Source organism: Proteus mirabilis ATCC 29906, from assembly GCF_000160755.1.
In the GTDB taxonomy this organism is placed as follows: domain Bacteria; phylum Pseudomonadota; class Gammaproteobacteria; order Enterobacterales; family Enterobacteriaceae; genus Proteus; species Proteus mirabilis.
On sequence record NZ_GG668579.1, the window covers coordinates 238,443 to 250,782 of the forward strand.

Sequence of the window (12,340 nt, forward strand, 5' to 3'; positions counted from 1 at the left end):
TTTACACTTAAGAGAATTTACGTATAGAAAAAAGACCAAAAAGCATCAATCTAGTATAAAAAGTGCTAATTATCAGATAAATAAGAACGAAACATAAGAAAAGAAAAAATAAAAGAGATATTTTAGATATAGTATTATATTGGAAATAGTTTCCCTAGTACAAAAAAATAAAAATAAATATCAATAATATTACAGGATTACAGTTTTTATCTATATTCTTCAATATCTCTAAAAGGAAAGGTCAAAATAAATTAAATAAATATTGCTGTGGATTATCTTTACCAAAATAATCAACAACTACATTGTAAAAAAATGGCTATTTTTTACCAATTCCAATCTGGCATTGCTCATGCTGTTTTGGCATAAATAAAGAATGAAATAATATATTGATTTTATATTATATCACTTATCTATATAACGATTTTATAAAACACCGTATTAAAGTAAATTAATCAATTTTTTTAAAGATAATTTGTTATATTTATCAAATTTTTTGCGTATAAAATAAAAATACCACAATCAAGAGAGCATATGTGGTATTTTATATTGGTATAAACGTTCGGGAAAATAATCGCGATGATTATTTTACGCGTGATACATATTCACCAGAACGCGTATCCACTTTAATCACTTCACCGATTTGTACGAACAGAGGTACTTTAACCACAGCGCCAGTGCTTAATGTTGCTGGTTTACCGCCTGTACCTGCAGTATCCCCTTTCAGACCCGGATCGGTATCAACGATTTCTAACTCAACAAAGTTTGGTGGAACAACAGCAATAGGACGATTATCCCACAGTGTAACGATACACTCTGCTTGGTCAATCAACCATTTAGCATTTTCGCCAACCGCTTTTTCGTCTGCAGCTAATTGTTCAAAGGTTTCGTTGTTCATGAAATGCCAGAACTCACCATCGTTGTACAGGTAAGTTAAGTTGATATCCATGACATCTGCACCCTCAGCAGAATCAGTAGATTTGAAGGTTTTTTCCAGTAATTTGTTAGAAATCAGTTTACGCAGACGCACACGAGCAAATGCCTGACCTTTACCTGGTTTCACAAATTCACATTCAGTAATGACGGCTGGCTCGCCATCTAACATGATTTTAAGACCTGAACGAAAATCGTTGGTATTATAAGAAGCCATGAATATCCTCTAACTTTTTTAATTTAAAATGGCATAGCCAAAAATGGCACACATTGTAACTCATAATCACACCACCAGAGAAGTCTGGTTAACACAACTCGCGCAGGCAATCAGTGATCCTGTTGAATTACTCCAACTTTTAGCGCTGGAACATCACGCTGAACTACAACGGGGTGCTCAGGCGAGACGACTTTTTCCTTTACGGGTTCCCCGTGAATTCGTTGCGCGCATGAAAAAAGGCGATCCTAACGATCCATTACTTTTACAAGTATTAACTGCACATGCTGAATTTACCCTAACGCCGGGATTCTCTACGGATCCATTAGATGAGCAACAAAATGCGGTGCCGGGTTTATTACATAAATATCAGAATCGTGCATTGCTTTTGGTCAAAGGTGGTTGCGCTGTCAATTGCCGTTACTGTTTCCGACGCCATTTTCCTTACGAAGATAACAAGGGAAACAAAGCTAACTGGCAAAAGGCAATAGAGTATATCAAAAATAACCCAAAACTCGATGAAATCATCTTTTCGGGTGGCGATCCGCTGATGGCCAAAGATGACGAGCTAGATTGGTTAATTACTCAGCTAGAAGCCATCCCCCACATTAAACGTTTACGTATTCACTCTCGTTTACCCGTGGTGATCCCTGCGCGTATTACTCATAGGTTATGTCAGCGCTTACAGCAGTCACGTTTACAAAATATTATGGTATTGCATATCAATCATGCAAATGAAATTGATGATGCGTTAAGAGAAGCTTGCTTAAAAACTAAAAAATGCCCATGTTACGCTATTAAACCAAGGGGTATTACTGCGAGGGGTTAACGACAATGCCCAAACCCTTGCTGATTTAAGTCGTGCACTATTTGACGCAGGCATCATGCCTTATTACCTTCATGTGCTAGATAAAGTACAGGGAGCAGCTCATTTTATGGTACCAGACAGTGAAGCGCGCGAAATAATGAAATCATTAATGAGTCTTGTCTCTGGCTATATGGTTCCTAAACTCACGCGTGAAATTGGAGGAGAGCCAAGCAAAACCTTGCTTGATTTAGGCTTACGACAAGTATAGTGGATAGGAACTTATAAAATAACATTGAATACCGTTATTTGGCCTAGACAATAGGCCTATCCGGTAAAAATAGTAGTACCTCATAAAAAGCAAATAAGAATGATCGCGTTCTTATTTGCCCAATATTACGTTAATGCATATTACTCGACTAAAATCGCTACATCGACACTGCCCGAGTATCTATCTGCGGGAATATTACTATTTGCACAAAGATTAAAATATAACGTTTGATTAAAAACTTTGGGCATAGCATTAACTAATTTATTACTACCGACATAACTTAACGCATCACTGGAATTAGGTTCACAAATAGTATTTTGTTGTTGGCTAGTTAGCGAAGTCACCACATAACCGCTTTCCTGCGCTTTAGTGCCGGTTAATTCCATTCCCGTATTACTTGCCTTTGATTAAGGTATTAAACGGTCTTAATGTGATATGTACATTCCCAGCATAGGGACAATCAACATTTATACTGGCAATATTCTCATCAAGTTTAGTCGGTGTAGCAAAATTTTGTGCTTATTGACTACGGTAATTAATCGATGTTGCTGTTTGTGGCGTCACATCGCAGGCTTTTAATGTATGGACTGTTATCTTTGTACTAGAATCTAAAAAATAAGGCCTAGCATCAATTGAAAATCCAGAACTAATAGCTACATTAAATTGCAAAGAATGATCTCTGGCTAGACTATAATTTCCCGGCTCTAACGCACCAATAGCGTAAACTGAATATCCACTAATAGTGCCAATAGAAAGTAACAATACATTTTTTTATTTGCGGGAACGTCATTACTCTTTGCCTTTACATAACAGCATTGCTGATTATCACCTTGTTTAACTTAATAATAATTATAAAAATTATTGACAATTAACGGTCACCATTCTTATTGGGTTTTGTTGTGATACTTCAATCTTTTCAAGCTCTGAATAACTAAATTGACATGAATGTTTGCCCGTATTGTTATTCCAAGTCACCACGACATTCCCATCATTGGGTAACCCACTCATATAAAGAGATTGATAGGCATCGATAATACCGGTATTTACCTGTTTATCTTTTTCATCTGTCAAAGAAGCCATTGCACCAAAAGGTATCGCTATATTTTCCGCTGTTTTTATATCAAAAATAACCTGATAACCCACTTTAGTTTGAAATTGTCTTGCTAAAATAGCCCCTTCGGTTGGATAGACTTTCATTGACGTTTCATTAAGTGTCACATCATCAGGTAATGTGCTGACATTTACGCTAATACTGTTTGTATCATAAGGACTTAATTGAGGGACAATGGCATTACCAAATGTATCTATTTTCACATTTCCATTGATTTCTGCGCCCTTTGCTTTATCTGCGCTCACTATGGCAATACTGTCACCTAACATCCTTGATAATGTCACTCCTTTTGAGTGCAGAACAACACCACCAATAAGGCTACCATTAAAGCTATTTCTATTTTTCCCATAGCTATAACCCCCAGAAAGCGTTCCTTTACTTCCTGAATAACTCATATTCATATTGCCACTATAACTATCTGCCTTGTTATCTGTATTTTGGTAGATACCATAAGAGAGTTGATTATCAAATGCAGAGCCATTTAAACCGGCTTGTTGCGAAGTTCTTCCATCATTGCTATGTGTCAGAAGATAGCTTGCATTCATATTTTGCAAGCCACTTGCATTTGAGAATACACTCAGTGGCATATTCATATTAAAATTAATTTGTCTATTTTCTGGCCATGTATTGTCATCACTTTTTAGGCGAGAAATAGAATAATCTATATTAAATGCAATACCTTTCAGAACAGTGTTATAGCCTAATGTGACACTATTATTAACACGGCTATTCCCCCAATAACGGCTGGTTTCACCACGAAGATACATGGAACCGTATTTTCCTAATGATTGTGAAATTGAGGTTTGAAAACTAGATTTCTGACGTTGGCTTAACCAAGGTGCAATACCTTCTCGCAATTCATAACCTGAGTTATTGTAATCACTAAAGTCATAGTAATCTTTAGTTGAATAACGTAATGCGGTTAAATCAAACGAAGTCCCTGTAGATAATAAACTCTTAGAATAACGAACCCGATATGATTGACCGTGATAAGTTTTATCCAAATTAGCTCTGGCGAGAGTGACGTCCGCAGATAAGGCACCTAATAACCCAAGAGAAACACCAGAACCGATAACACCAGAGGTATAACCATTGGCAATTAATAAACCACCGTATGCAGTAATTGAGTTATTGATACCATAACTAAACGTTCCTAAAGCAAATTTACTTTTTTTGGAATCTGTCGTGATACCACCATCATATTGCCCCGCACTAAATTCATACTCAAATTGCCCTTCACGCAACATGATAGGCAGCGATGAATAGGCTTGTGTATATACACGCTTAGAGCCATCTTCTTCTTCAATGGTTATTTCAAGGTCCCCACCAATACCGCCGGCGGAAATATCATTAATAATAAAATTCCCAGGAGCAACAAAAGATTTATAGATAATTTGACCATTTTGACGAATGGTAACGGTTGCATTGCTGTTGGCAAAACCTCTTACCACAGGAGCATATCCACGCATACTACTTGGTAACATTTGTTGGTTAGTGGCTAAAGAAATCCCCTTTATCGGAATACTTGAAAAAATATTCCCTCCAGTGGTAATTTCACCAATTTTCAGCATTGATTTTAAATAAGCGATATTTCGCATTACATAGGTATTACTAAATTCAGAATCACTTGAAGAACGCTGATCTGAACCACTCGAATTATTATAAGAATAATTTGTTCTTAAACGCCAAGGGCCTATATTTACACCACCATTAAGATTCAAGAAAAAGTTGTTATTATGGCTTGAATAATCACCTGTCGTTCTATTTTTAATAAAGTTAGCCATATAATTAAGGATAACAGCACTCACGCCATCATCTAATAATTCTGCGGGAATTTCACCTTGAAAGCTCTTATCCATATTAACTTGGGGAAAAGATGCATTTAATGTTAATTTATTAATATTAAAGGTTAGCCTTGAATTAGGAATATACGCTTCTATATTATCAATTTCTGTATCTTCGGGTAGATCACTTAGCTTACTTATCGCTGAAACATTAACCCCAAATAGCTTCAAATCTTTGATTGTAACAACTGGGACAACTTTACCTTCTTTGTTTGCTTTAAATAAAATTGTCTTTTCACCTAATGGCTCAGTATTAACAAAAACGCTTAAACTATAGTCTCCTGGTGCAATGTAGTCTTCTTTGCTGAAATTACTTAAATCAATATTGTCGTTATTATTTAGTAAAAGATTCGGATCAAAGTAATTATCAGACAATGCGATTTTCGGCATTGCCACAGATAAAACACAAAGATTGATACAAAGAATTTTATGCAACATAGGTTTCATAAACCACCCCAAAGACCACCCATAAATAAGAATTATTGTTAAGTTAATATTCTTTATCTTTTATTATAAAGAAATTTTCATCATTGAATCTCCAACTCAGCTTTCCTTGAACATTTTTAGGTGCTTCAACTGATACTGTAGAGAATGGTTTTACCGTTATTGCTCTACCATCATTTTTTATTTCAACCTCGCCCACTTTTAAATATTCAAAAGTCATATAAAGTGGTGATTTATTATTTATAACTATGTTCTCATTTACCTTTTCAACAATAACATCATCAATAACATCTTTATTTTCCAATGCCATTATTGACTCAGGTCTATAAATTAATTTGAAAAAAAAAGTAAGGTGTTATCGTTAGTGACACAGATTTCTTTTCCTCAATTTTACTATCCTTAAGAGGAACTGCTCTAAATGCAATCCAAAATAAGCTTTCTCTGTCTTTTGGTAACGCCATATCATTAGAACCTTCACTAATACGACGAATATTCCAGCTATATTCACTAGAGGGTTCTAAACGATACAAAGGTGGTAAAATCATAAAAGGTGTTCTTTCACGATCTTTATTCACTATAGGTACATTTTTATCATCATCATTAAATAAAATAGAGCTATTAATTAAATAAGCACTATTGTTATTATTTTTTAAAGAGATAGAGATACCTTTTATGTCACTTTCCAGATAGATATATCTTTTTACTACAAAAGAAAAACCATTTTTCCCGAAATCTGTTAGATCCACAGTATCGTTTTCTATTTTTTCAACTGCTTTCGATGTGACTGAATAAGATAGAAAAAATAGGCAGAATATGACTATCTGGATAATATTTTTTTTCTACCTCTTAAAAAAGATAACATTTAGTCACTCCACAATTATTTTATTTTCAAATGTATTTGATAATCCACCAAAATCATCAATATATTGCCAACTAACCTGTTTAATTGATTTATCTATAGCTAAATTGAGTGACGAAAATGGCGCAACCATAGGTGCATTTGCTGATTGATAACTTTTGCCATCGAATTTTAAATTTGATACCGTAAAATAATAAGGTGTTGGGTTATTGACTTGCACATTATTACCTACTTTTTTAAAGGTTATCTTCTTAGCATGACTATCTAGTGATGTTATGGCTAATTCATTTGGTCGATAAAATCCTTTTATGATAATTTTTGTTACCATATTAATTTTTAGTGATAAATCACCACTATTATTTTGTTGCCCTCTTTTTGTTTCAGGTATCAAATATGCAGTGAAAAAAAAGAGTGATTCCCGATCACTTGGCAATGTATCTAAAGAGCGTGGTAAAATTCTTATAGATACCGATGACTGAGGCTCTAATCGTTTTAACGGTGGCAATACAATAAAATGCTCATCTTTTTTGCCATCTAAATCAGCCGTTATCATATTTTGAGATAAATAAAGATTATCTGTATCATTATTTATTTGTACACTTTGACTTTTATCTCCCTCAGAAAATATAATGCGACTTTGTGACAAAGATAGCCCTGCATAACTATATGATGCAGAAAAAATAAAACAGCTAAAAAGTAATGAAATCGTTTTTAATATATTCATATTTTAATCAATCAGAAAAAAAGCTAAGCACTACTGTTGCCGTAAAAGGGCCAACCTCTGGAGTACATCCCTCTTTTTGACAACGCAACTTTGCTGTTAATGATTTAGTCGAGCTTTCTGAGGTTATATTATCCCACACAACAGAATCATCAGAAGGTTTAAAAACAGAGCTATTATTTACTTTATATGTTTTACTACCACTGTCGTCTGTAAGTTGAACACCAAATGACCCAGAAACATTGTTATTAAAAAAATCTCGAGTTCCGGTTAAAGTAACACCTTGAGATATATAAACGCTCGTTCCACTTAAAGAACTTGTTGAGCAATTAGTTAACGAGATAGGGATCTGTTGACTAATTTTATTATTTTTTATGTCATTAGCACTAACAGAACTAGCCCCTTCACCACTAGTGAAAGTAATATTATCTGGAACAACAATTTCACACGTTTTAGCGAGAAAAACGACTGAAAAATTATATTTCACTGATTGCGCTGCAACTGAAGCCCAACTCGTCAATAATAAACAAAGACTAACTATTAATATTGACACTTTTTTTGTCTGCATAATTAATCCTGAATATATTCAAATAAAATAGTCGCCGTTGAATCACCAGGTGTCATTTTATTATTGTTACGTCTAACAAAATCGACGATGTAGTTAATACTTATCGCTGAATTAGAGTGAGAAGAAAAAGATAACTTTTTATTGTTTTCTAGAATTTGGCAACTCGCATTTTCACCTTCAAGACAGCCTTTTACTAAAAAACCGGTTTGGGTCGTATCGCCTTTTCCATAAAAAACCTGATCTGAATATTCAGTATTCGCGCCTGTTTTTACATTAATCGTGATTTTTTTCTCACTATCAGGTTCATACTCTTTACAATCGATAAGATAAGTAAATTGCTTAGTGCCGAGACTCCCTTTAATAGGCGCCTTTATTGGTGTGTCTTCTGCATCACCAATAGTAAAAAACTGTTCAAATGAGACATGTTTACTCAGCTCATTACTATCGCTAAATTCACAAGTGCCACGTGTTACATTAGCAGAAAAGTTGAGAGTACCATTATTTGCGGATTGACAGTTTACTGCATACACCATCATCGCTAACAATACTGTTCTTTTAAAGTTTTTTATTGTAGACACTTTCTCCGCCTAAATCGTTGATAATATGAATATTAACAGCACCTGTTTTATTACTTACCACATAGTTTTTAGAAGAAAATGGTTCTATCATATTATTAATTTTATTTAATTTTATCGTTTCATTTTTAACGGTAATCTTAAAAAGATTAATATAATAAGGCGTAGGGTTCTCAATACTGATCCCATTAGGCGTTGCTTTTACAACTAATTTATCACCGGCTTCTTTTGGGTTTATCGCTAAATTAATAGGGCGATAAAATACCTTGATAATATTTTCCATCGCTATTTTTATCCCATCTTCATTTTTATTTGTTGATGGGATATTTCGCGAGTGGAAGTAATAAAGTGATTCTCTATCTTTAGGAAGATTTGTTGGTATTATTTGAATTTTTATTGTATTTTCACTTTCCGGAGCTAACCTGAAAATGTTTGGAGTAATAACAAACATACCGCTCAAAGGTGGTGATGAGGTATCCAGTTTTTCGGTTATAAAGTTAGAGACTAAATAAGGTTGTGCATTATTATTTCTAGCGCTAATAGAGGCTGTGTTAGAGACTAAATAAGGTTGTGCATTATTATTTCTAGCGCTAATAGAGGCTGTATTAGTATCCCCATTAATAATAATACGAGTCTGGCTTAAACCGACACCGGCTTGAACCTGAAATGATAAAAATAATACTCCTAAAACACACAACGAAATATATTGAAAAAAGCGTATTTTGTTTACCATCTGCCTATCACCTTATTGCACTGCAACTTTACTATTGGTAGTAAAACAAAATTATGGAAAAGGAATAAATTCCTTTCCCATAACATACTAATATTAGTTATAAGCAACACTAAAGGTTACTGGAACATTAATATCTTGTGCTTTCAGTGAGTCACCAGTTTCTGTAGCAAATAAACCTGCTTTCATAGGAATAATCAGGTTACCTTCACCTTCTGCTTTTAAGTTTTGCAGTTCTGTTGACTCATTTGGTTTCAGTACTACAGAGTTCATTGCAGTTAACTTGATACCAGCTTGAGTTGCACCAGCGCTAGCAAATAATTGCTCATTACCAACTAGGCCATTACCGCTTGCTAATAATTCAATATTAGATACAGTTACAGCAGGATCTTCACCTTCAGCTGGTTTACCAATCTTAGTACAGTTGTTTAACACTAAGTTGAAATCTTTTTCAGATACAGCTTGGTTAATATTTTGAATATCAGTAGTTGCATAAGTACCTAAATCAACACGATCTTGGCTTGCGCTGATATCACAAGTTGCTGCAACTAAACGTGCAGAAAATGTAACGTCTGCGTTTTTAGCGGCCATAACTTGAGTTGATAAAGAACCCATAAGAAGTGCACCAGCAACCATTACGCCTAATTTATTGAATTTCATATTAACTTCTCTTATAAAATAATCTAAAAATTATCAATATCGTAATAATTTAGACCCAACGTATTGTACTAAGCCAACATGTGATCCTTACTATATAAATGATATTGATCCTTACAACGATTGTTTATAACCCATTAATAAAACTAACTTTACATCAAAAATAACATCATATAATGTTGCATTTCTCAGTATTTATTTTTAGCTCATCAGAAAAATGACAAAAATAAACATTGAAATCACAGAAACATCAAATATATATATACTCACTCACTGTATAAAGTAAGCATAATATATTTTTTGAAAAAACAGCGGAGTTATTTAAATCACATAATTAAATCTCACCATATTAAAATATTATTTTAAGCCAAGTTAAAAATTTAATGAGAAATATTAATTCTTAAATCAGTATATTCTCTGAGTTGGGGAAAGTAAAGCAACCACAATAGAAAAAATTACATTTACTTATATATAAATTTACATTATATACATACGATAAAATAAAAAAACAACCTTTAAAAACAAATGGTTATGATTTTAATCTTGTTTTTTTATTAAAATAACCTTCTGATAAATATTAATTAGATTATCTTTTATTGATTATAAATAAATAATAAAAACCAAACCACTCTAATTTAAATAGTCATATTTTGTTATTTCTTATAATTTATTAATTTACTTTTATGACGCTTATATAAAATATCTTATATAGATAATCTAATTATGATATATTTTTAATTTTATCCATTAAAATTACAATAAAAAAATAATCAGCATCTATACACATTGATATATAAGTATTTTTATTATAGTAAATATGATAGAACATCATGATAGTATCAGTATGAAAATATTAATATGTGCTTCTCATTTAATATAAATTAAATACTATCACTTATTAAAACTATCTATTAGTCATATAATTATCTATCCTAGTAGAATTGGATATTTTATTTTTTAATTTATTGTATTATTTGCATTTGGCTCTAAAAAAATCCTACTACGCTTATAGTAATAATCATTAAATGATAGTTTTTACGGTACATAATTTACCTGATTAAAAAATAAGTTTTAAAATTAAGTTCAGTGTAAAGAGGAGCTTCAAACACGAAATTGAGATTTTAATGGAGGAAATATGAATATTCTCGTCATTGGCGCTAAAGGTCGAGTAGGTCAGCGTTTAATCGAAATATTACTTGCTAAAGGTCATCATGTCATAGGTACAACCCGAAAATTATCCGACACATCAGTACATCATCCCTCACAGTACCATGAAATTGAATTGGACATAACAAAGCCGTTATCATCCATCACCGATTTATTGCCAGACAATTTAGAGGCTATCTATTTTACGACAGGCTCCCGAGGAAAGGATTTATTACAAGTTGATTTACATGGTGCTGTTAAAACGATGCAAGCAGCAGAAAAAAAAGGAATAAAAAGATATATTATGCTCAGTGCGATTAATTCATTATCACCTGATAAATGGACTGAATTAATTGATTATTTTACTGCTAAATATTTTGCCGACCTCTACTTACGGGATCGTACCCAGTTAGATTTCACCCTTGTTCAAGCAGGCTATTTAACTGAAAAACAAGGCACATATAAAATTACGACCAAATTGGAAGATAATGCTACAAAAGGTGAAATCACTATTGATAATGTCGCGGCAACATTAGCAGAGATATTAGATAAGCCGAATACATTTAAAAAATGCATTCCTATATTAGATGGTGACGAGGCGATTAAAACAGCCCTCAGTCGAATTTAGAAACGATTAGTTTACTGATTTTGATAAAAAACAATCTGACCCTGATAGACATTAGGGCCAGATATGTTAGTCACGAGCTAGCTTATCAATGTACACAACCATTGTTTGTTACTGACATTTATAAACTTGTCCACTCATTTTGCTATCTAGTGGCGCAAAGCTATCGACAATGCTACCTGCACCTGTACCAACATTAAAAATAACATTACCACCCATAGCGGCTGCTTTGTTGCGTAAATCATTAGCAGCACCGCGTAGTGATTGGCTTTCAGTACGAGAGCCTGATAACCAATTATTCTGAACGCCGGTTACTGTGCCTAATAACTGGCACTCGCTGCCTGGTTGCGTATCAGTAATTTGTACCTGTGAACCTGCACTGGTCAATGTATTTGTTGCAGAACAGCCTGCTAACAACAACGCTGCAGTGGCTCCCAATAACAATTTAATTCGCATGATCCCCTCATTTCTTTGAGTGTCCGTTTAGTCATGACAACAATATACCCTGTCACTCCTCTTAAGCGCAAAAATAAATCATCACTATCTTACATTAGCCTATAGTCTTAAGAGGTTATTTCCACTTGTTACTTATTTTGATTTAATGATTTAGCTTTAAGATAGACAAAGCAATATCTATTTATTTTACACCGCTTTGCGGCTTTTAAAACATATTGTGTGCTTTTCAGACACCACAGTGCGAGACTGGGCACATTATTTGGTCGTCGTTCTTAGCCTAGTCCTCTGCTTTAATAGCATAATCAGGCAATAGGCCATTGATAGAAATTATTTTTTGATACTTAAATAATAGGGAACATTAAATCATTATGTACTGGCTCAATA

General features: G+C 33.5%; 12 protein-coding genes and 1 pseudogene. 2 read left to right on the top strand and 11 right to left on the bottom strand.

Translation table 11 applies throughout. The features are described from left to right. Positions 1–580 precede the first annotated feature (580 nt). Entirely contained in the window at positions 581–1,147 is a 567-nt protein-coding gene (efp, locus tag HMPREF0693_RS12020) for an elongation factor P (RefSeq protein WP_004245698.1), read from the bottom strand. Positions 1,148–1,190: 43 nt separating this feature from the next. Between efp and epmB the strand changes: the two are divergent. Continuing rightward, positions 1,191–2,220: pseudogene (gene epmB / locus HMPREF0693_RS12025) on the top strand (EF-P beta-lysylation protein EpmB). 140 nt (positions 2,221–2,360) lie between these two features. On the opposite strand, the gene HMPREF0693_RS12030 reads toward epmB, so the two are convergent. The 9 genes from HMPREF0693_RS12030 to HMPREF0693_RS12065 all read right to left on the bottom strand — a co-directional run bounded on the left by HMPREF0693_RS12030 (position 2,361) and on the right by HMPREF0693_RS12065 (position 9,732). Beyond that, positions 2,361–2,606 (bottom strand): hypothetical protein, encoded by a 246-nt coding sequence (locus HMPREF0693_RS12030; protein WP_004245702.1) that lies wholly within the window; start codon positions 2,604–2,606, stop codon positions 2,361–2,363. A 472-nt stretch (positions 2,607–3,078) separates the two neighbouring features. After that, positions 3,079–5,622 carry a fimbria/pilus outer membrane usher protein gene (locus tag HMPREF0693_RS12035; RefSeq protein WP_004245704.1) on the bottom strand — a complete coding sequence of 848 codons (2,544 nt, stop codon included), beginning with the start codon at positions 5,620–5,622 and terminating at the stop codon, positions 3,079–3,081. 43 nt (positions 5,623–5,665) lie between these two features. Beyond that, the gene (locus HMPREF0693_RS19540) at positions 5,666–5,929 is read right to left on the bottom strand and encodes a fimbrial biogenesis chaperone (RefSeq protein ID WP_004245705.1); all 264 of its coding nucleotides are present in this window, start codon (positions 5,927–5,929) and stop codon (positions 5,666–5,668) included. A gap of 13 nt (positions 5,930–5,942) precedes the next feature. Further along, a complete protein-coding gene (locus HMPREF0693_RS19545; protein WP_004245708.1) occupies positions 5,943–6,365 on the bottom strand; it encodes a fimbrial biogenesis chaperone in 423 nt (140 codons plus the stop codon). A gap of 120 nt (positions 6,366–6,485) precedes the next feature. Beyond that, positions 6,486–7,202 (bottom strand): fimbrial biogenesis chaperone, encoded by a 717-nt coding sequence (locus HMPREF0693_RS12045; protein WP_004245709.1) that lies wholly within the window; start codon positions 7,200–7,202, stop codon positions 6,486–6,488. A 7-nt stretch (positions 7,203–7,209) separates the two neighbouring features. Further along, positions 7,210–7,767: a fimbrial protein gene (locus tag HMPREF0693_RS12050; protein ID WP_004245710.1), complete on the bottom strand. Its 558-nt coding sequence runs from the start codon at positions 7,765–7,767 to the stop codon at positions 7,210–7,212. A 2-nt stretch (positions 7,768–7,769) separates the two neighbouring features. Then, the gene (locus tag HMPREF0693_RS12055) at positions 7,770–8,345 is read right to left on the bottom strand and encodes a fimbrial protein (RefSeq protein ID WP_004245711.1); all 576 of its coding nucleotides are present in this window, start codon (positions 8,343–8,345) and stop codon (positions 7,770–7,772) included. Continuing rightward, positions 8,323–9,075, bottom strand: coding sequence for a fimbrial biogenesis chaperone (locus tag HMPREF0693_RS12060; protein WP_004245712.1), 753 nt, complete (start codon positions 9,073–9,075; stop codon positions 8,323–8,325). The genes HMPREF0693_RS12055 and HMPREF0693_RS12060 overlap by 23 nt, the downstream gene beginning before the upstream one ends. A 93-nt stretch (positions 9,076–9,168) precedes the next feature. Then, positions 9,169–9,732: a fimbrial protein gene (locus HMPREF0693_RS12065; protein ID WP_004245713.1), complete on the bottom strand. Its 564-nt coding sequence runs from the start codon at positions 9,730–9,732 to the stop codon at positions 9,169–9,171. A gap of 1,132 nt (positions 9,733–10,864) precedes the next feature. Here HMPREF0693_RS12065 and HMPREF0693_RS12070 point away from each other — a divergent pair. After that, positions 10,865–11,503 carry an NAD(P)H-binding protein gene (locus HMPREF0693_RS12070; protein ID WP_004245714.1) on the top strand — a complete coding sequence of 213 codons (639 nt, stop codon included), beginning with the start codon at positions 10,865–10,867 and terminating at the stop codon, positions 11,501–11,503. A 108-nt stretch (positions 11,504–11,611) separates the two neighbouring features. Here HMPREF0693_RS12070 and HMPREF0693_RS12075 read toward each other — a convergent pair whose 3' ends face one another. Next, entirely contained in the window at positions 11,612–11,956 is a 345-nt protein-coding gene (locus HMPREF0693_RS12075) for a DUF4156 domain-containing protein (protein WP_004245715.1), read from the bottom strand. Positions 11,957–12,340: the final 384 nt, after the last annotated feature.

Coding starts and splice junctions, on each gene's coding strand:
- HMPREF0693_RS12065 (WP_004245713.1), bottom strand. CDS start 9,732: ATGAAATTCAATAAATTAGGCGTAATGGTTGCTGGTGCACTTCTTATG.
- HMPREF0693_RS12070 (WP_004245714.1), top strand. CDS start 10,865: ATGAATATTCTCGTCATTGGCGCTAAAGGTCGAGTAGGTCAGCGTTTA.
- HMPREF0693_RS19540 (WP_004245705.1), bottom strand. CDS start 5,929: ATGGCATTGGAAAATAAAGATGTTATTGATGATGTTATTGTTGAAAAG.
- HMPREF0693_RS12030 (WP_004245702.1), bottom strand. CDS start 2,606: ATGGAATTAACCGGCACTAAAGCGCAGGAAAGCGGTTATGTGGTGACT.
- efp (WP_004245698.1), bottom strand. CDS start 1,147: ATGGCTTCTTATAATACCAACGATTTTCGTTCAGGTCTTAAAATCATG.
- HMPREF0693_RS12045 (WP_004245709.1), bottom strand. CDS start 7,202: ATGAATATATTAAAAACGATTTCATTACTTTTTAGCTGTTTTATTTTT.
- HMPREF0693_RS12035 (WP_004245704.1), bottom strand. CDS start 5,622: ATGAAACCTATGTTGCATAAAATTCTTTGTATCAATCTTTGTGTTTTA.
- HMPREF0693_RS12050 (WP_004245710.1), bottom strand. CDS start 7,767: ATGCAGACAAAAAAAGTGTCAATATTAATAGTTAGTCTTTGTTTATTA.
- HMPREF0693_RS12075 (WP_004245715.1), bottom strand. CDS start 11,956: ATGCGAATTAAATTGTTATTGGGAGCCACTGCAGCGTTGTTGTTAGCA.
- HMPREF0693_RS12060 (WP_004245712.1), bottom strand. CDS start 9,075: ATGGTAAACAAAATACGCTTTTTTCAATATATTTCGTTGTGTGTTTTA.